The organism is Nonlabens tegetincola (assembly GCF_002117085.1).
Taxonomy (GTDB): domain Bacteria; phylum Bacteroidota; class Bacteroidia; order Flavobacteriales; family Flavobacteriaceae; genus Nonlabens; species Nonlabens tegetincola.
In genome coordinates, this window is sequence record NZ_CP019342.1 from 270491 (window position 1) to 291521 (window position 21031).

The window sequence follows — 21031 nt, forward strand, 5'->3', positions numbered from 1 at the left end:
TATTCAAAATATTTTTTAGAGCTCGGTTTTCAGCTTGCAGGTAACAGAGGTATATAAATAGGTTTTTCTCATTGTTACTTTATTGTTGTATAAATGGTATATACGCATGTTTATACACTATTACGATAAATGTAATCTCTAAACAAACCTCGTAGTTTAGGGTTAAGAAAACCTACAATATTTTATGTTCCATAAGAGGTTTTATTCATCTCCTTAGTGACATAGTTAAATCGTTTAAAAAGCAAATAATTCCTAGTCTTTGCCGCATTCAGCGTTAATGATTTATCCGTCTTTCCTAATTATATAAAATCTCTCATACAGGCTTCTACTAGAACAGTCTAGGGTTGGAAGGCACCATTTAGGACAATTGCCTTATTGCTTAAAAAACGCACTCATCGCAATTTTAAATTATCAAATTTATAATTATGCGATGCTCCTTTTTAGTGCTACTTGTGTTAGTGAGTAGCGTTCTTTATGCTCAGGAAAAAGTAGATCTACCCACTTATTCACCTCTCAATCCTAAACCTTTTATGGATCCTGCACCGTTGCCTCATAATGGCTATGGTGAGATTGTAGCTATAAGTCATTTATGGCAACATGGTGACCTTAAATACACGCTCTATTACAATGAAAAGGGTGTGGTTGATAGTTTGTTTGATCCCCAAAAAGGCAAATTTGATATAAGCGATTACTCCTTTATAAAGGATAAAGAAAACCGAATTGTACAAGAAAAATGGACAGTCAATTTAGAGGATCCTAAACTGCACTCTTATTCTTATGACGATCGTGGTAACCTAGTTAAGTTTATTACATACCGTAGAAAGCAATTTCGCAAGGGTGTTTATAAAATGGTAGAGGACAAGGTAAAAGAATTCACTTATGACAATAACAACAGGTTGATTTCAGGTAATGGTTATGATTATGACTATTCTATAGAGAATAATATACTCACCATTACCTATGGTAGCAATGGTAGTCAAACCGTAAAAAAGTACGACAACTACGGCCGCTTGATTTACTACGATCACAAAAGTACTGCTGTACCATCAAATCCAACTACTTATACCTATGTTAAGGATCACAGGAACAACATTATTGCTCAATTAAATAATAAGGGTGACTATAATGCTATCAAGATCTTTCATTATTCTGACGGTTCTTCCAGTACTATTTCATTTGATAAGGTGCAAAAAAAATGGGCTGCACCCAGCGAGAAGTTAGTCTGGAACGGTTATACAGCAGGTGATTTAGTAAGGTCTCAAGGACTTTATAAAAAAGGGAAATTACAAGGAATAGGATGGGTACAAGGTTATGGTAAACGAGTTGAAGGTAATTTTAAAAACAACATGTTGCATGGACCAGGCTATATACGGGATTTTTTAACCAAGGATACTTATACAATAGGAAATTTTAAAGCAGGGAAACTAGATGGCTATGGTATCAAAATAGTAAATGGAATTGCCGTAGAAGCTGGAATTTACAAGAACGGTAACATTCAAAACTCCTACGACCTTAATACAGTCAATGGCGACACAAAATTATGTTCTCAGGATGTTTGTGAAGACGGGTTTGTTCAAAAGAAAACAACCAGTTATTACACCAAAAGTTATGGCTTTTATCAGAATGGAAAACCTATAGGACCTGCTGTAGAATTTGGTCGTGACAAGATTGCAGTAGCCTTTTTTGATTCAAGCGGAGTAAATTTTTTCTTGGGTCCTAATCAAAATTATTATGTCATAGCTCACTATAAAGACAGTAAACTAGAAGGCATGGGTTACATCGCCACTAGCAACCAGTACCAAGTAGGAAAATATGAAAACAATCAACTGGTACAATCATACCGCGAGTAGGATACTAACTAGCTTTTTATAAATGAATTATTACACAATGAAACATAGAACCTATTATCTATTAACGCTCTTTATCGTGCTAGTGAGTACCTTAAAAGCACAAGATCAAATAGTAAAAGATTGGTATAGAGCACCTTTAAATCCGCTCACACCGCTAGAAGAATTACATTTTATTGCACAAGGTCCTATAAAAGGAAATATTCTCAAAATAAATGAAAACTGGTATGATGCGACTGGGTTCTCGTTAAAATCCAATGTACTTGACAATCTAGAAATAGCAAAAAAATACAACGGTCGATACCTGATAAAAAACGATAAAGGACAAATCATAGAAAGCAAGGAGTTTAATTCAGGTAAAGAAAACAGCACCACCTTTACTTATAACGAGAAAGGTTTACTTACAGAGCGCAATTATCAAACCGATGGTAAGGTCAAGACCTATTTTTATGATACTGATAACCGGCTTATCAAGGATGTTTTTACAAGCTCAACCTTTACCTATACTTCTGTTTACACCTATTCCAATAAGGGTAAATCATTACTGATTAATGAGGTGTCAACAAATAAAGATGGTGTTGTGGTTAATGAATACAACTATACCTACCGCGACGGATTGCTCAGACAACGAGAAGAGGTAGGTCAAGGATCAACTTCCTATACCTATGAATTTGATAGTTATTACAATTGGATTACTCAATACAAAGAAGGACAGGTCATTAATTCAAAAAGAGACTTGTTTTATCACGATCAATTACAGGAGCCTAGAGTTTATAAAGCAATCGTTCAAAAAGGAACTTACTCGCCATCCCTAGTAGTTACTGTAGATGACATGAAACTGCAAACGCATAAAGGTAAAAACGTGCATTATGCTTTTGATCCCAGCAGTAATCGTTACTTAAAAATTCCAGTTTCATCTAGTGAAATCAATGCTGCTAATCTAGGTAAAACATACGATGTTCTGGAGCTTCCTATAGGTAACAACTTGTTAACCATTCCTTCCAACTATGGTAAGCCTCACATTTACTTACGAGGAGTACGCATGTACTAACCTTTTTTGATTCACAGTTACAATCTATAAAATATGAAGAGTTTAATAAGTGTGTTTTTAGTGTTCGCTTTCGCGAAAGCGATAACGGCACAAGTTCATTCAAGTCTAGAGCACTTAAAGTTACCTCAAATAACACAGGCAGATAATACGGCCAAAAACGAAGTGTATAGAATACAAACGGCAACTTATAAGGCCGATAGTTTGGGTTATGAACCAGTTGTTCTACAGGTTCAAAATTTTAATGAAGCAGGGCTGAAATTTCAAGACTATCAACAAATTTTTGGTAAGTATAAGTCAGAAACCTTAGACAGTTTTTATTACACAGGAACCAGGTTAGATAGTATTGTTAAAAAAACGAGTTCGGGTGGATTTGATGCTACCATGATTTTTGAATGTGACAATCAAGGTCGTGTTACCAGTGAAAAGGCAACGGGTAAATACATCAATTATGTTACCCAGTATACTTATGAGAACAATCAACTACAACATATTGAAATGAAGTTGAAAAGAGGTAATCGTAGAACAGCAACTTACTACTATAAAAAAGGAAATCTAGATTATGTAAAACAACATGAATACAAGGAAAACGGTGAGCTTAAAAAGGAATTTACCGTGTATTATACAAGCGGTATTCCCATTGCTAGAGTTACTGCCAATGATCCATTAATCACCGTGGCCGATTTTACTGGAGTATACAAAATACGTACACAGTTATCTCAAGAACAAGCCATTGAAGCGTTACAAAAAGCAGCTGCAATTTCAAGAACCGATTTGTTTAACAAAAGAAAGGAAATCACCCAACAAGAAGTGATGCTAGAGCAATACAGCACATCAACCGAAAGTTCAACCGGCGAATGGACTAAACGACACATAACTCGCAAAATGTTCTCAAAACTTGAAGATAGATGGGTGTTTAGGAAATTATACTTTCCTGATAGTACAACCGTAGGTAGCACTCAATTTGATATTCTTTTTCAGCATAAAATAAAACGATACTAACAGCATGTAGCAATGGAAACAAATGTTTTATTTCAAGAAGCACCTTTATCGCAACAAGATAAACGCACGCTCAGATTTGGAATCATAGGATTTGTAGTGGTGCCTATACTCTTTGGGGCTTTTATATTTTTTGGTTTCAGCTGGGTTCAGGGTAAGCCTTTGTTTAGTCAAGAAATTGCGATGCCAGAATATATGGTTATTGCCTTTATGTCAATGATTATCCTCTTTTGTACCGTAATGCTATGGAAAAAAGTAATTGATTTTAGAGCAGGTATCAAACACGTCTATACAGGTGTTTTACAAGATAAACGTAAATCGATTACAAGATCCCAGTCATCAGGTAGCGGAAGAAATGGTCGATCAAGTAGTAAAACAACCATCACCTACTACCTTAAATTAAATAATGCAGAGTTCCAGGTAAGTGCCGCTCAATATTCAAAGGGTCAGGTAGGTGATGTTATTCAGCTAGAACAGGTGCCTACAAGTAAAGTAATTTTGAATGTAACGGTTATAGAACCTACTAAAACTAACGAAGAAGATAGTAGATTCTCAACTAAATACACGGCAGCTTTTATACCCAAAATAGTTTCTTTAAATGATACGGATCAACAAGCATTAAGAAAAGCCTGGCACACCAAATTACGCAAAGCAGTACTTATATCAATTGTCCCCTTATTCATAATTATTAGTTTAATAAGTTCTGGTTTATCTGGATTACTCTTGTTTTTATTTCCATTACCCATTATTGTCGGATGGCAGTTGTTTTCTTTAATAAAGTGGTACAGCAAGTATCGCAGGGTTTTATCCAGTAATAATAAAACCGTTACAAGATCTCAAGTTATTGATAAGTTTTCCAGTAGTAGCAATGGATCGCGTACTACTCATTATATACAAATAAACGAGAAAAGCATTACTGTCCCAGTAGATGTATATCAACAACTCAAGGGTGGCGATAGTGTTGAGGTCCATCAAATCCCTTTATTAAATCTCGTAACTCAAACAGTGTTACTTCCTAAATAGTGATTTAGGCCAATTGACCTATTTCACAACCACGGTTACTAGGGCATATTTGAACTATAAATACATATAACCATGAAAAACAATTTAGTATGCTTGTTATTGATGTGTGTTTTTAGTTTCACCGCTTTGCAAGCTCAATCCTTAGGAGAATTTAAAGCCAGTACTTCTGGATCATATGGAGTTAAAAAACTGAAGCAGGCAAACAAAAGAATTTACATCGCTCAATTTAAAACCAACTTTGAGGTTTTTAAGGACGCTGTGAGCTATAAAAGTGGTAGTTCATTTGGCGGTAGAAATTCGGCAACAGCTAAACTTGCCGTAGCACTCGATGGACTAGACGAGAATGAATTAAAACGAATTACTAATGAAGTTTATAACGACTTTGTGTCTGATTTAAAGGACGCTGGATTAGAAATCATCACAGCCGATGAAGCTGGTAAAACAGAGGTTTATAAAGATTACACGAGACGTGAAGGCGGAGAAATAATTCCCACTAAATTACCTGGCGTTGTTACAGTGACTCCAGAAAATTTTAGTTACTACGTTAAAGGTTTAGATAAAGAAGGAAATGAAAAAAAGGGTTGGAATCCTTTTTCAATGGACACAGATTTAAATAAGAACAAAAAATTAGCCAAGGAATTGGGTGATGTTCTAGTTGCTAAGGTGGACTTAAACATCTTGTTTATCGAAGTAAAAGAAGGCTGGAGTCCTGGAGCTGCAAAAGTTACTTTTAAAACTGATTTACGACTGGTGTCTAGTGACAACATCACCGCCGAAAAGAAAAAAGGTTTGAGATTCAAAGGTTCAAATGATGTGTTTCCAGTAAAAACAATGGTTCATATTACAGATGCTAAAGGGAATAATTACAACGGTACTTTGAAAAAGGCACTACCTATAGAAGGAGTGCTAGAAAAGCAAAAAATCAAAGCGGTGCAATCTAAAGGGATGTCAGAAACTGCTACTAGTTTTAATCCTATTGTTTACACCTACGACAAAACGACTAGAAAATTTCAATCAGTACCGGTAGATGGTGCGGCCTATATCAAGGGAGCAAAAATGGCGATGAGTAAGTTTTTAAAACACCATCTCGCAGAGCTTAAGGATAAAATCAAATAAAGGGAGATTATTTATGTAATCTTTTAAGCCACAGGTTGTAGGGGACTTGTGGCTTTTTTTAGTTTAAGAGAAATACGCTATTTGCCTGATTGAACTGGATAGGCGGTTGCCATAAGTTTGAATGATTAAACAAACGTAATGAGTAAGACTATAAAACTGAGCCTGCTATTTTTTTTACAATGTCTAGGGTTACATGCGCAATATGAACCAAACTTTGACATAGCGCCTTGTAATCCTGTTCCAGAATTTCACACACTGCATGCAGAACATGTTACAGGAGATGTTTATGCACTTGATGAGTACTTGTATGATAAGAATGGAAAACAAGTATTAACAGGTCTAGCAGGTAAAGTAACTGAGTTTTGTAAATACTCCAAGGAAGAGGCCAAAGCTTTGAGAAAATACTACTGCTTGCGAGATGAAAAAGACCGTTTAATTGAGCGAGGTAGCTATGATGCTGATGGAACATTAAATGCGACTCAATATTTTTATAAAAATGGACTTTTTATAAAGCAGGTGTCCAAGTGGAACACGCGTAATTTTGAGTATGATAAGAAAGGAAGAATTATTTTGTCTACCACCATTCATCCAGCAAAAGATGACCAGCCTGAGGTAGAAACTTATACCAAATACACGTACCAAGATATAGAAAACGGTGAGATCAAAGTAACAATGGAGTCTAAATACTACAACGGTGACATAACCTATAACACCTATTATTATAAAAATGGTTTAATCACCTATTCTGAAAGAAATAAGTACACCTACGAATATAAATTTGATGAAAAAGGCAATTGGGTTTATAATCGTTTTTCTCCTAAAGAGGATAAATTTTCAAAAAAGGTGCGCTCTATCATTTATTATTCAGATTTTAATAAGCCATCATTTCATTTTGCTCCAGACCCTAGAACGGAATACACTTCTTTAATCTATCCCTACTTAAATGATAAAATTTTTAGAGCAGCTCAACGCACTATAATAGGTAAGAAAAACAAAGCTTATGAGGTGTTTTATTTTCCATTAGTCAACTACTACGTTGTTCCCGATGTAAATCTATTACCTACACTTGACGGTAGAGTAACACGAGCAGAAGCTAAAGCCGTTTACAACACTCAAATGGCTTACTATCGCAATATTTCGACTAATAAATTTGTAGTTCTTGACAAGGGAGAACGAATGTCAGACTATTCGAAATTTGGTAAATGGGAATTTTTAGAAAATGGCGATCCAGTGATAACGGTAAACAAAATACCTACCTATATTCTTAAGGATTACTATCAAGCCAAAGACAAGGAGTTAAAACCTGTTTTACCCTATAAGGGTGAACCCTTGAAATCAGCTTCGGTGGTTGCTAGCAATGATTCAAATGAAGAAAAAAAAGCGGCCACAACTACTACCTTAATTTGTAAAAAAGGAAACTGTATTGATGGATATGGAATTGCCACCAAAGGGACGATAGAATACGAAGGCGAATTTAAAAATGGACAACCACACGGTATTATTGTAGCTACACAAGAAAATGGAAATTACTATCGTGGTGAATATGCTTATGGCAAAAGAAATGGTAGCGGAACGTATTATTGGAAAGAAACAGACCAGTACTACATAGGTAGCTGGAAGAATAATGTACAGCACGGTTACGGTATCAACAAAAAGGGAAAGAAAATTCTGAACGCTGGTATTTTAGACAGCAATAAGTTTACTCTAAGCTTGGGAACTCAATATGTAAACAAGAAAATATCCGGTAGTTGTAGAGGTAATTGCAGTAACGGTTTCGGCGGTTATCGATACCGCAATGGTGGTCAAAGTGTTGGATTTTGGAAAAATAGTAAATTAAGCAATTATTCGCTCACAGTATTTGGAAATGGAGATAGCTACGTAGGTAAATACGTCAATGGATTGCGCAGTGGTTTTGGTGAATATTTTTGGAAAAATGGAACTTCTTACACAGGAAACTGGCTCAATAATAAAGAACACGGATTCGGTATCCTGATCTACAGCAACGGTCAACAAAAAGTCGGGTATTGGGAAAATGGTAATTATATAGGAACTTCTAAACGGTCGTAATGTAATTACAAATTAACAGTTGCATTAATCTAAAGTGCAATTTGTAGTGGACTTAGAATGACAATCGGTTATCACTCTAAGTCCAATGCAATAAAGAAATTACTTCTTATGCCTTTTAGCTAGTTCATTCTCAATGTCTTTTAGAGAGTAACCTTTGGCCTTGATCAATACCAAGTAATGATACATTAAATCACCAGCTTCATAAATGAAGTCTTCCTCCTTACCGTTTATAGCGTCTATAACGGTTTCTACAGCTTCTTCACCTACCTTTTGGGCTACTTTATTGATACCTTTTTGAACGAGAGAATACGTATAACTTCCTTCTATTTTTTCATCAATGCGCTGGTGTATGGTTTTTTCTAAATCATAAACCGTAAACGATTGTGAATTAGAATCGTCATTATCAAAACAACTTACCTCACCTCGATGACAAGTAGGTCCATGAGCGTGTGCTTTAATTAAAATAGCGTCCTGATCGCAGTCCAATCTTATTTCTTCAATATCTAGAAAGTTATTGCTTGATTCTCCTTTAGTCCACAGTCGCTGCTTACTACGTGAATAGAATGTTACTCTGTTTTGCTTTCGCGAAAGCGTAAAAGCTTCTTCATTCATATATCCCAGCATCAACACTTTTGAGGTAGTGGCATCTTGAACAATTACGGGTAATAGTCCATCGCTAGCTTTATTCCAATTGGGTGTTTTCATTAGTATCTTTTTTATATTCTTACAGCTACACCAGCTTCATTAAGTTGATTTTTTAAATCTGGAACCGGCAATTCACCAAAATGAAATATACTTGCCGCAAGTCCAGCACTTGCATGGGTTTTAGAAAACAGATCAACAAAGTGCTGCGTGTTACCGCCACCACCAGATGCTATAATCGGTATATTAAGTTCACGCGAAAGAACATCGGTAATCTCAAGTGCAAATCCGTTCTTTGTTCCATCGTGATTCATGCTAGTCAGTAGAATTTCACCTGCGCCACGAGTTTCACATTCTTTACACCATGTAATGGTTTCCTTGTCAGTTTCAAATCGTCCACCACCTATAAAAACCTTATTTGTTGATTTGTCTGTGTTGTCAACTTCTATAAGTTTAGTGTCCACAGCTACAACAACACACTGACTACCTAACTCTTGTGCCAGTTCGTTAATAAGTTCAGGTCGTTTAACAGCAGCACTATTAACGGCTATTTTATCGGCGCCTGCTTTAATGATTTCTTTAGCCAGCTTTACATCGTTAATTCCGCCTCCTACGGTAAAAGGGATATTAAGAACGCTTGCAATTTCCTTAACGAGCGGTACCAAGGTTTCTCTTTTCTCAATAGTTGCTGTGATGTCTAGAAAACACAGCTCATCGGCGCCTTGCAAGGCATATTGTTTAGCCAGCTCTACGGGATCACCAGCATCACGCAGACCTACAAAGTTAATTCCCTTTACAGTGCGACCATCCTTAATGTCTAAACAAGGTATAATTCTTTTTTTAAGCATATTAGTTTGCATTATGAGATTTGAATATCTCAACCTGATTGATTTTTATTAGAAAGTAAAAAGGAGCTCAACTGTTTTAACTCAATAGTTCCCTCATAGATTGCTTTACCAATTATGGCGCCTTCACAACCCATTTCATTTAATTTATACACGTCATCTATCGAGGTTACACCACCGCTAGCAATAAGTTTGGTTGTTGAATGGTTAGAAGGGTCTACTTGTATTTCCAAAATAGATTTATACAAGTCATAGCTAGGTCCAGAAAGCATCCCATCCTTGGCAATATCAGTACAAATAATGTACTCAATATTTTTCTTGCGCCATTCTTTGATAAATTCAATTACTTCGAGTTCGCTACTTTCTAGCCAACCGTGAGTGGCAATTTTACCTTCTTTAGCATCGGCGCCCAAAATGATTTTCTCACTACCATACCTGGAAATCCATTTTTCTAACTGTTCAGGATTTTTAACGGCTATACTACCACCTGTAACCTGTTGTGCACCACTTTCAAAAACTATTTTTATATCTTCATCTGTCTTTACGCCACCTCCAAAATCTACCTGAAGATTTGTTTTATTACATAGATCTTCTAGTACTTTCCAATTGACGACATGACTGTTTTTTGCCCCATCTAGATCAACTAGGTGCAAGTGTTTAATACCAAAGTCCTCAAACTCCTTGGCAACCTCTAGTGGATCTTCATTATAAATTGTTTTTTTGTTGTAATCACCTTGTGATAATCGTACACACTTACCTTCAATAATATCAATGGCCGGAATGATTCTCATGCGTGGTGTTTCAATATTGCTTGTTGACATGGATTGTTTTCTCTAGAGGTTAAGAAAGTTAGTTAATAGTTGCTCGCCTACTTGAGCACTTTTTTCTGGGTGAAATTGGGTAGCATAAAAGTTACCCTTGTTCATCATGCTTGCAAATGGATTGATGTAATTACACACAGCAAGTGAATCTTCATTGGGCACAGCATAATAACTGTGAACGTAATAGACATCATCCTGTGAATTGATATTCTTTAATAATGGAGAACTAGATCCATTTGATGGCTCGCTCGCGATATTGTTCCAACCCATATGAGGTACTTTAAGCGTTGGGTTGTCTGGGAATTTTTTAACGATGGTGTCAAAAATCCCTAAACAGTCTGTACTACCTTCTTCACTATACGTACACATTAACTGCATTCCCAAACAAATACCTAAAACGGGCTGTGTAAGTTCTTTAATAATCTTATCCAGACCTCTTTCTTTTAAGTATTTCATGGCAGTACTTGCTTCTCCAACTCCTGGAAAAATAACCTTATCTGCAGCCTGTAATTCTTTAGGATCGTCAGTTACGATATTGTCTACACCTAGTCTGTTTAAAGCATTGGTAACGCTACCTATATTACCTGCGTTGTATTTTATTATAGCAATCATAATACTCCTTTTGTAGATGGTAGTTTACCATCGCCAGTTTGTTTTACAGCCATTTTGATAGCCTTGGCAAATGCCTTAAACAGACTTTCAATTTTATGGTGCTCGTTATCTCCTTCAACCTTCATATTCAAGTTACATTTAGCGGCATCACTAAAACTTTTGAAGAAGTGAAAGAATAATTCAGTAGGCATATCACCTACATATTCTCTTTTAAAATCGGCGTCCCAAACTATCCATGGTCGTCCACCAAAATCAATGGCAACCTGTGCAAGGCTATCGTCCATAGGTAGTAAAAAGCCGTATCTATTTATCCCTTTTTTAGTTGATAACGCTTTCGCGAAAGCGTCACCCAAAGCAATAGCTGTATCCTCAATGGTATGGTGTTCATCTATCTCAAGGTCGCCCTTAACTTTAATGTCCAAATCCAATGAGCCGTGACGTTGTAATTGCTCTAGCATGTGGTCGTAAAATTTCAAACCGGTATCGATAGTTCCATTTCCAGCTCCATCAAGATTTAAAGTGATATTGATGTCAGTTTCCTTGGTAGTTCTACTTACGTTCACTTTGCGAGGTTGACCTCTTAGGAATTGGAAAATTTCTTTCCAGCTATCTGTTTTTAAGGCTACGATATCTTGGTCTTCAAATTTACTATCATCTGTGATAGAAGGTAACTGAATTCCTTTACATCCTAGGTTTTTTGCTAATTGCATATCACTATTGCGATCACCTATTACAAAACTGTTCGCAAGATCATAATCACCCTTGATAAAATGAGTAAGCAGTGCTGTTCCAGGTTTTCTAGTAGGAGCATTATCTTCTGGAAATGTTTTGTCTATAATCACCTCACTGAAGTTAATTCCTTCACCTTGCAATATGTCCATCATAAGATTGTGTACCGGCCAAAAAGTATTTTCGGGAAAACTATCTGTTCCTAAACCATCTTGATTGGTTACCATGACTAGCTCATAATCTAACTCTCGTGCAATGCGGTGTAATTGTGTAATTGCCTGCGGTAAAAATTCTAATTTCTCGTAGCTATCTAATTGATAATCTACAGGTGGTTCTTTTACAATAGTACCGTCACGATCTATAAATAATACTTTTTTCATATTCTATAACCTTATAAAGGTTTGCTTAATTGGTTTAAAGTTTACTGGACTTGTTTTTGATAATTGTTTAATGCTAGTACCATTTCCTCGCATTCTTGCATAGTACCTACAGTGAAACGTAATGTGTTTTCAATTTGACTACTACGGTTACGTATAATAATGCCTTGATCTCTCAAGTAATTGTATACGTGGTTGGCATTTTTTACACGGGCAAGTATAAAATTAGCTTCGCTAGGGAATACCTTATTTATAAAATCAAATGTATCTAATTGTTCACTTAGCCATTTTCTATTAGCATTTAACGTAGTAATACTTTTTTGAGCTTGTTCAACGTTTCTTATAGCTGATAGCGCTGCTTTTTGCGATAACTCATTTACGTTGTAGGGTGGCTTAGTCTTATTAAAAAGTTCAATAATTTCTTTACTTGCAAAAGCAAATCCTACTCGAGCAGCAGCTAGTCCTTGTGCCTTTGACATAGTTTGTAGGACAACAAGATTAGGGTAATCCTGTAATCTATTAATAAAACTTATATTTTCTGTAAAATCTTGATAGGCTTCATCAACTACAATAATCCCTTTAAAATTATTAAATAGCTTGTCCAACCTTACTTGATTCTCTTGCATTTCGTTTTCAAAAGTTGGATTAAAGGGAAGGTCCATCATACCACCTTTAGTATAGTTTTGAGCTTGCCAATCGTGTTTAAGATCTGCTTTTAAAATGGCATTTCCAGTAGGATTATTAGGCGAGCAAATCCAAATAATTTTTAAGTTTTCATTATTTGTAATTTGATTGTTGATCGCATCAAAATCAATCTCAAATGCCGAATTAAGTGGTGCTTTTAAAACCTCTATATCATTAATACCAGCGCTTACCTCATACATACCATAAGTAGGAGGAAGAATTAAGGTCTTGTCCTTACCTGGATTACAGAATATTCGGTAAAGTAGGTCAATAGCCTCATCACTTCCATTACCTACAAATATTTGATCTATGGATAATTTCTTTTGATAAGCTAGTTCTTTCTTTAATTCCAGTTGTAAAGGATCCGGATAACGATTTAATTGCCCTTGCGGATTTTCATTTGCATCTAATAAGGTCAATTTGTTTTTACCGCTATTGTACAGGTCAAATTCACTGCGTGCACTAGAATAAGGTTTCAGGTCCCAAATATTCTTACGTACAATATCTTTTAAATTAAATGTCATGTTATTTTACAGTTGAATGAAACTAGATACCTTGTGATTTTAAACTTTTCAATCTAACGCTCACCGCATTTTTGTGAGCACCTAATCCTTCTGCCGCCGCCATTAATTCCACAGCTGGGCCTAAATTTTTAATTCCTTGTGAGGTGGCTTTTTGATATGTTACCTTGTTGACAAAGCTATCTACACTCACACCACTATAATTGCGTGCATATCCATAAGTAGGTAATGTGTGGTTTGTACCACTAGCATAATCTCCTAAACTTTCACAAGTGTAAGCACCTATAAAAATGGAACCAGCAATATTTATTTGTGAAGACACATCCTCTGCGTCCTCAGTGTTTATGATAAGGTGTTCTGGAGCATAGAAATCGGACCATTTCACACATTCTTGAATCGATTCTAAAACGATTATTTTACTATTTTGAAGTGCTGCGCTAGCTATGTCTTTCCTATCTAATTCTGCCAGTTGCTCTTGAACTGAATCTGTAACTCGGGTTGCAAGTTCGCTAGATTCAGTAAGTAAAATTACTTGGCTGTCAGGTCCGTGTTCTGCTTGCGCTAGCAAATCGGCTGCAATAAAATCTGGATTAGCTGTTTTGTCAGCGATTACAAGAACTTCACTAGGTCCAGCAGGCATGTCAATCGCTACACCTTGCTGTTGAGCGAGTTCTTTGGCTCTAGTAACAAAAGAATTACCAGGTCCAAATATTTTATCAACTGCAGGAATGGTGGTTGTGCCATAAGTCATAGCTGCTATTGCTCCTGCGCCGCCGGCCTTATATATTTCGGTAATGCCACATAATTGTGCAGTGTATAAAACTACTGGATTTATTGCACCATCACTATCTGTTGGGCTGCAAAGAATCACTTGTTTGTTACCTGCAATTTGAGCAGGAACGCCTAGCATAAGTACAGTAGAAAATAAAGGAGCACTACCACCAGGAATATACAAGCCTACTTTTTCAATAGGAAGTGATTTACGCCAGCAAGTGATTCCTGGCATGGTTTCAATAACTGGATATTCCTTGGTATAACAAGCCTTGTGAAACTTATAAATATTTTGGTAAGCTGTTTTTATCGCCTCTTTTAATTCGTTACTTACTTTATCTGTGGCTGCAGTAATTTCTTGATTACTTACCTTTAAACTGCTTAAACTAGCATTGTCAAATCGTTGAGCGAACTCGATTAAGGCACTATCACCTTGTTGTTCAACTTGATTTAAAATTTCTTTTACTGCGGTATCTACGTTTGCTTTTTGCTGTTGAGGTCTTTGTAAAAGATCTGCTTGTTGTTCCCGAGTAGGGCTTTGAATAATTTGTAACATTATGCAATAAGTTTTTGAATATCGCTCACCAATATTCCTTCGGCACCAGCTTCTTTAAGTTGATCTATTACATTCCAAAAATCTTCTTCTTCGATAACGCTGTGTAAACTAGACCATCCTTCTTCTGCAAGTGGTAACACCGTAGGGCTTTTCATACCAGGAAGAAGTCGTGTAATTTCATCAATCTTTTCATTGGGAGCATTAAGCAGAATGTATTTATTCTTTTTAGCATTTTGTACTGCTTCTAGTCTAAAGAGTAGTTTATTTAAAAGAGCTGCCTTTTCACCGTCCAGTTGTTTGTTTGCAATCATCACGGCCTCACTATACATGATAGTTTCAACTTCTTTAAGACCATTCATGATCAGTGTTGATCCTGTAGAGACTATATCGCAAATACCATCTGCAAGTCCTATACCTGGAGCTATCTCTACACTACCACCTATTTCTTCGGTTGTAGCGTTTATCCCTTTACTAGCAAAGAATTTTTTGACTATGGTGGTATAACTACTTGCTATTTTTTTACCTTCAAACCAGTCTAGTCCTGTGTAATCCACATCTTTTTGAACGGCTAGACTTAAACGGCATCCTGCAAATCCTAGTTGTTTTATTACATCTACCGCTTGATCTTTTTCTTCTACTTCATTAAGTCCTAGAATCCCTAAATCTGCTACTCCATTTGCCACATATTGTGGAATATCATCATCTCTAAGAAATAAAATTTCTAGTGGAAAATTCTTAGCTTTAGTAGACAATTTACGAGAGCTATTGTCAAACTTGATTCCACAGTCTTTTAATAATTGTAAGCTCTTATCGCTTAATCTTCCGGATTTTTGAACTGCTATTTTCATGCTAATATTAGAGACTTTATCTTTTGTTTTGTTTTCTGTTGTATTCATTTTTCTTTTAAACTCTGTGTTATCTGTTATTTGATTTGCATAGAGTTTATGATTGTAAAAAACAAAAAACCCGTCTGCAAAACAGACGGGTTAATAATTATAGTTGACTTACATCAATACATCATTTGCACGCCTGTTGCGAGTAAATAAAATGATGATGATGTAGGTTTTGTTTTTTCATTACGGTGCAAACATAGTATAGGATTCGCTTTCGCGAAAGCGAAATTCTAAAAAATTAGATTATTTTAACTTATACCAGTTTATTGTCCATAATTTCTTGAACAGTTTCTGGGTTTAAAAGTGTACTGGTATCACCTAAATTTGCCGTATCGTTACTTGCTATTTTACGTAGAATTCTACGCATGATTTTACCACTACGGGTTTTTGGTAAACCGTTGGTAAATTGAATTTTATCCAATTTTGCGATAGGTCCTATACGGTCTGTAATAAGCTGATTGATTTCCTTGCGCAGGTTATCTTGATTACGATCTTCACCTGTTTCCTTTAATGTGATGTAACCGTAAAGTGCATTTCCTTTAACATCATGAGGGAATCCTACTATTGCACTTTCTGCGACTGCAGGATGTTCATTTATTGCATCTTCAATTGGTGCTGTACCTAAATTATGTCCGCTCACAATTATAACATCGTCTACACGACCTGTAATACGATAATAACCTACAGCATCTCGTCGGGCACCATCACCTGTGAAATACATGTTTTTGTAAGCGCTAAAATAAGTATCTCGATAGCGGTCGTGGTTACCGTATATAGTACGTGCGATGGATGGCCATGGAAATTTGATACATAATCTACCTTCAACTTGATTCCCTTTAATTTCCTGCGCGTTTTCATCCATTAGGGCTGGTTGAATTCCTGGTAGCGGTAATGTAGCAAAGGTTGGGATTGTAGGAGTAGAGTAGGGAATAGGACTTATCATAATACCACCGGTTTCTGTTTGCCACCACGTATCTACTATCGGGCTGTTTTGTTTTCCTACATTATCGTTGTACCAGTGCCATGCTTCTTCATTAATAGGCTCTCCTACAGTTCCTAGAACTTTTAGTGAGCTCAAGTCATGTTTGTTTACAAAATCGATATGCTGTTTTGCCAAAGCTCGAATCGCAGTAGGAGCAGTATAAAATTGAGTTACTTTATGCTTTTCAACAATCTGCCAAAACCTACTGTAGTCTGGATAACTAGGGACACCTTCAAACATGACCGTAGTAGCACCGTTGCATAACGGCCCATATACAATATAACTGTGTCCTGTAATCCATCCTATATCTGCAGTACACCAATAAATATCATTTTCTCTATACTGGAATACGTTCTTAAAACTGTAGGCTGCATATACCATGTATCCCGCAGTGGTATGCACCATACCTTTAGGTTTCCCGGTAGAACCTGAGGTATACAGAATAAACAAGGGATCCTCGGCATCCATCACAGTAGCTTTACAAACTGAATCGGCTGTATCTAATAAAGGTGCTAGCCATTTATCGCGACCATCTTTCATGGTAACTTCACCACCTGTTCTTTTTACTACTAAGCTGGTTGTTAAACCAGGACAGTCCTCTAATGCCTCGTCAACAATTTTCTTTAAATCAATGGTCTTGTTACCTCTATAACTTCCATCACTACATATTATTAATTTACAGTCACAATCGTTAATTCTTGTTGCAAGTGCCGTGGCGCTGAAACCTGCAAAAACTACTGAGTGAATGGCTCCTATCCTAGCACAAGCAAGCACAGCAATGGCAAGTTCTGGAATCATAGGAAGATAAATACATACTCGATCTCCTTTTTCTATTCCTTGAGATTTGAGAACATTTGCCATGGTAGAAACACGCTTGTGTAATTCCTTATAGGTTATGTGCTGGGTTTCTTCATTAGGGTCATTAGGTTCAAATAAAATAGCAGTTTTATCGGCCCTTGTTGCCAGGTGTCTGTCTAAACAATTTTCTGTAATATTGAGTTGAGCCCCTTCAAACCATTTTATCTCTGGTTTGGTAAAATCCCAAGAGAGAACGTTGTCCCATTTTTTGCGCCAGAGGAAATGTTCCTCTGCTATTTCTTCCCAAAAATTTTCAGGATTTCGTACTGATTTGCGGTATACTTGCCAGTATTCTTCAAGGTGTTTTATGTGGTAATTACTCATGTTAAGTTGTTTTTTTGAGGTTAATTATATGCGTATGAGGTCATTTACTGCTGTTATAAGTTTTTTGACTGAAAAGGGTTTTGTGAAGTAGAGGTCGGCGCCTAAGGAAAGGCCCTTTTCAATGTCGGCGGCTTTATTTTTTGCAGATAGAAATATGATTTTCGCTTTCGCGAAAGCGGGATTATCTTTAATTCTAGCGATAGTTTCATACCCATCTACTTGTGGCATCATAATGTCTAGGATAACCAGATCAGGAATCTCTTGCTTCATTATTTTAAGAGCCTCGCTTCCATCCCTAGCGATAAAAACATTGTAGTTTTGTTTTTGAAATGCGTATTCCAAGGACATAACTATATTAGGTTCATCGTCTACTATTAGTAATTTTTTCATGCATTTTCTTTTTGTAATTCAATAATGAATCTAGCTCCTTTAAGGTAATTTTTATCTATTTCAATGATGCCGTTATGGCTTTCAATGATTTGACGACTGATGGCTAATCCCATACCACTACCTAAAGGTTTTTTGATGTTTTGATTATTTGATTGATAGAATTTTTCAAATATGTATTTCATGTCTTCTTGAGGAATTCCCTTACCGTTATCCTCAAAGGTGAGCTTTACGCGATTTCCTAGATCTTTACCGTTGATATTGATGTGGCCGTCATGTTCAGGAACAAACTTGATACTGTTACTCAATAAATTAGTAAAAACCTGAAGGATGCGATCCTCATCGTAAACCAGAGTAACGTCTTCAACTTGCGATGCATCAATTTTAACTCCTTTTTTACTAGCCAATTGATAGATGCCGTCAACCGCTTTTTTAACTGTTGATTGTAGGTTATTGGTTCTTTTATGCATGATTTCTCTACCACTAGATAATTTCTCTAGATCTAGAATGTTGGTGATTAAAACACTCAAACGGTCAGCGTCGGCAACGATGTTATTCAGGAATTTTTGCCTGAGTTCTTCTGGCATGTCGTCATCATCTGCTAGAATTTCACTCGCTGCTCTTATTGAGGCTGTAGGTGTTTTGAGTTCATGTGCAACGGTGTCAAGAAATTCATCTTTTTGTTTGTCTTTCTCAATCAAAGCTTCGTTTGCCTGCTGCAAACTGTCGGTTAATCTTTGAAGATCATAAGATTGTTGCTGTAGTTGCTTGTTTGCACTTATAGTTTCTTTATTTTCTTCAAGTATTTTGAGAACTTCAGGTAGAGTGACAGGTTGTTCTTTTACAACGCTACCAATCATGAGCTTTGCACTAGCAGCACCTATGGAGCCCGTTAGTATTTTTTCAGAAAAGTTGACTAATCTAGCGTCGGCCTTTTCTTCATTGGGATTTATGTTGTATTTACGGTAAAATAAGGTAAGAGCTCGATGGGTTTTTTTGGCTCCTAAAAATCTTATGAGGACTTGCTCTATATCGGTTTTATTTGCCTCGCCTTTCCATACATAGGCATTTTCACCCATTTTAAGACTGCTTGCATTAACCACCATTTCGGCGTAATTACGTTCTCGATAATTTCCTTTACGAATAACTGAAAAAACGAGATAGAACATAAGGTTGATCACCATTGACCAAAAGAAAGCGTGTGGTACAGGTGGCATAAAATCTAACCCGAATAGGGCATAAGGTTTTAAAAGTTCCCAACCAAAAGGTCCATCACTTGTAAATTTACTATTGGAAACAAAAACATCTGTAATAAAAGGTAGTGCGAGCGTGTAAAAGGTAACAGTTGAACCTGCTAGTATGCCCATTTTTGCAGCTGTTGCACTACCTCTATTCCAAAATAAACCTATGAAAAATGCTGGGGCCAGTTGTGCGATTATGACAAATGCGATTAACCCAATACTAAAAAGTGATAACTCAATATTGAAGTTGACATAGAAAATATAAGCACCAATTATTAAACTGAAGATCGCAACTCGTCTAATGTTTTTAATGGTTTGAAAATTACTTTCAGAATTGTTTTTATTAAGTACCTTAAGAAAACCGTAGGGTATAATTAAATTGTTACTTACCATAGTGCTCAATGCCAGTGCGCTTACTACTACCATTGAGATTACGGAGGAAAGCCCACCTAGAAAAACCATTAATCCGATTAATTTGTGACTATGATGCAAGGGTAAAAACAAGGTATAATAATCTGGATTAACCTGATTGCCTAATACTAATTTTCCTGCCCAAGCAATAAATATTACAAATACGTTGAATAGCAATAAATACAATGGAAAAACCCAACTTGCTTTTTTTAAATGGTTGGTAGACGTGTTTTCCACAACGCTCGCTTGGAATTGTCTGGGAAGTAGAAATATGGCAAAAAAGGATAGGGCGATCATAAAATACCAATTGATACTCGATTCCATATTTTCAAAGGTGGCCAGTTTGTCAAATTCCTCCAGTGCGCTTATTTGATTATAGATATCAATAGTTCCATCAAATAGATAGAACGTTGCATATATCCCTATAATTAAAAAGAATATGAGTTTTAAAACACTTTCAATAGCAACAGAGAACATGAGCCCACTGCGTTGTTGTGAAGCATCAGTAGTTTGTGTGCCAAAAAGTGCAGCAAACACGGCGAGTAAAATCGCTATGTAGAAAGTGCTATCTGTAAGTAAAGAATTGCTTTTATCACCTGTAGTCAAAATATCAAATGTTTCTGATACAGCTTTTAATTGCAATGCTATATAGGGAACAACAGCGATAACACAAATAACGGTTACTATAGCTCCAATGGATCGATTATTACCATATCGTAGCGATATAAAGTCTGCGATGCTAGATACTTGATGTTGCTTTGATACTAAAACAATGCGTTTCATTACTAAAATCCATAAGGGTAGCGCGATAACCGGACCTAGGTAAGTGGTTAAAAAGCCTATACCATCAGTAGCGGCAATTCCTACACTACCATAGTAAGTCCAAGCACTACAATAAACAGCAAGTGAAAGTGAGTACACCCAAGGATTGTGAACCCATTTTGAATTAGATCTACGATCGGCCCAAATCCCCATTCCAAATAGGAGAAGTAGGTAGCACACTATTACTATTATAAGAGCATAATTAGGCATAGCGTTTTACAATTAAATAAGTAATGAAAATACTTACCAACCACATAAAGAATATGTAGGCATATAAAATAGGCACTCCAAGGATGGAATCACTATAATTGAATATCCATAGGATTGGGATGTTCAAAAATATGACTAGAGCTATTGAAAGTATGACTAATTTTTGTTGGTGTCTTTTTTTCATGCTTAGTACTGAAATACTAGTTTAACTAATCTTTGATTCCTTAAATATCGGTTTTTTAAAT

General features: G+C 36.2%; 18 protein-coding genes. 6 read left to right on the top strand and 12 right to left on the bottom strand.

Translation table 11 applies throughout. The annotated features are described in order from the left end of the window. Positions 1–458 precede the first annotated feature (458 nt). From BST91_RS01420 to BST91_RS01445, 6 genes are all read left to right on the top strand, one after another. The gene (locus BST91_RS01420; RefSeq protein ID WP_157546871.1) at positions 459–1850 is read left to right on the top strand and encodes a hypothetical protein; all 1392 of its coding nucleotides are present in this window, start codon (positions 459–461) and stop codon (positions 1848–1850) included. Positions 1851–1887: 37 nt separating this feature from the next. After that, positions 1888–2898 carry a hypothetical protein gene (locus tag BST91_RS01425; RefSeq protein ID WP_085774225.1) on the top strand — a complete coding sequence of 337 codons (1011 nt, stop codon included), beginning with the start codon at positions 1888–1890 and terminating at the stop codon, positions 2896–2898. A gap of 33 nt (positions 2899–2931) precedes the next feature. Continuing rightward, the gene (locus BST91_RS01430) at positions 2932–3897 is read left to right on the top strand and encodes a hypothetical protein (protein ID WP_085774226.1); all 966 of its coding nucleotides are present in this window, start codon (positions 2932–2934) and stop codon (positions 3895–3897) included. A gap of 12 nt (positions 3898–3909) precedes the next feature. Then, positions 3910–4917 (top strand): hypothetical protein, encoded by a 1008-nt coding sequence (locus BST91_RS01435; protein WP_085774227.1) that lies wholly within the window; start codon positions 3910–3912, stop codon positions 4915–4917. Positions 4918–4989: 72 nt separating this feature from the next. Then, a complete protein-coding gene (locus tag BST91_RS01440; RefSeq protein WP_085774228.1) occupies positions 4990–6033 on the top strand; it encodes a hypothetical protein in 1044 nt (347 codons plus the stop codon). A gap of 138 nt (positions 6034–6171) precedes the next feature. Further along, positions 6172–8100 carry an MORN repeat-containing protein gene (locus BST91_RS01445; protein WP_085774229.1) on the top strand — a complete coding sequence of 643 codons (1929 nt, stop codon included), beginning with the start codon at positions 6172–6174 and terminating at the stop codon, positions 8098–8100. A 99-nt stretch (positions 8101–8199) separates the two neighbouring features. Here the strand turns inward: BST91_RS01445 and hisIE are convergent, their stop codons facing one another. The 12 genes from hisIE to BST91_RS01505 all read right to left on the bottom strand — a co-directional run bounded on the left by hisIE (position 8200) and on the right by BST91_RS01505 (position 20970). Further along, positions 8200–8805, bottom strand: a complete 606-nt coding sequence (gene hisIE / locus BST91_RS01450; RefSeq protein ID WP_085774230.1) for a bifunctional phosphoribosyl-AMP cyclohydrolase/phosphoribosyl-ATP diphosphatase HisIE — start codon at positions 8803–8805, stop codon at positions 8200–8202. A gap of 11 nt (positions 8806–8816) precedes the next feature. Further along, positions 8817–9590, bottom strand: a complete 774-nt coding sequence (gene hisF / locus BST91_RS01455; protein ID WP_042279075.1) for an imidazole glycerol phosphate synthase subunit HisF — start codon at positions 9588–9590, stop codon at positions 8817–8819. A gap of 29 nt (positions 9591–9619) precedes the next feature. Further along, positions 9620–10378, bottom strand: a complete 759-nt coding sequence (gene hisA, locus BST91_RS01460; protein ID WP_085775655.1) for a 1-(5-phosphoribosyl)-5-[(5-phosphoribosylamino)methylideneamino]imidazole-4-carboxamide isomerase — start codon at positions 10376–10378, stop codon at positions 9620–9622. A gap of 42 nt (positions 10379–10420) precedes the next feature. Further along, entirely contained in the window at positions 10421–11020 is a 600-nt protein-coding gene (gene hisH / locus BST91_RS01465) for an imidazole glycerol phosphate synthase subunit HisH (RefSeq protein ID WP_085774231.1), read from the bottom strand. Then, positions 11017–12129, bottom strand: a complete 1113-nt coding sequence (gene hisB, locus BST91_RS01470) for a bifunctional histidinol-phosphatase/imidazoleglycerol-phosphate dehydratase HisB (RefSeq protein ID WP_085774232.1) — start codon at positions 12127–12129, stop codon at positions 11017–11019. The genes hisH and hisB overlap by 4 nt, the downstream gene beginning before the upstream one ends. A gap of 41 nt (positions 12130–12170) precedes the next feature. After that, entirely contained in the window at positions 12171–13334 is a 1164-nt protein-coding gene (locus tag BST91_RS01475) for a pyridoxal phosphate-dependent aminotransferase (protein ID WP_085774233.1), read from the bottom strand. Positions 13335–13356: 22 nt separating this feature from the next. Further along, on the bottom strand, positions 13357–14658 hold the full coding sequence (gene hisD, locus BST91_RS01480; RefSeq protein ID WP_085774234.1) for a histidinol dehydrogenase: 1302 nt from the start codon (positions 14656–14658) through the stop codon (positions 13357–13359). Continuing rightward, complete coding sequence (gene hisG, locus BST91_RS01485; protein ID WP_244895658.1) at positions 14658–15554, bottom strand: ATP phosphoribosyltransferase; 897 nt, start codon at positions 15552–15554, stop codon at positions 14658–14660. Before hisG ends, hisD begins: the two co-directional genes overlap by 1 nt. Before the next feature lie 250 nt (positions 15555–15804). Further along, the gene (gene acs / locus BST91_RS01490; protein ID WP_085774235.1) at positions 15805–17715 is read right to left on the bottom strand and encodes an acetate--CoA ligase; all 1911 of its coding nucleotides are present in this window, start codon (positions 17713–17715) and stop codon (positions 15805–15807) included. Positions 17716–17739: 24 nt separating this feature from the next. Next, positions 17740–18105 (bottom strand): response regulator transcription factor, encoded by a 366-nt coding sequence (locus BST91_RS01495; protein WP_085774236.1) that lies wholly within the window; start codon positions 18103–18105, stop codon positions 17740–17742. Further along, complete coding sequence (locus BST91_RS01500; RefSeq protein WP_085774237.1) at positions 18102–20786, bottom strand: sensor histidine kinase; 2685 nt, start codon at positions 20784–20786, stop codon at positions 18102–18104. The genes BST91_RS01495 and BST91_RS01500 overlap by 4 nt, the downstream gene beginning before the upstream one ends. After that, a complete protein-coding gene (locus tag BST91_RS01505; RefSeq protein ID WP_082586898.1) occupies positions 20779–20970 on the bottom strand; it encodes a hypothetical protein in 192 nt (63 codons plus the stop codon). Before BST91_RS01505 ends, BST91_RS01500 begins: the two co-directional genes overlap by 8 nt. Between the last annotated feature and the right edge of the window lie 61 nt (positions 20971–21031).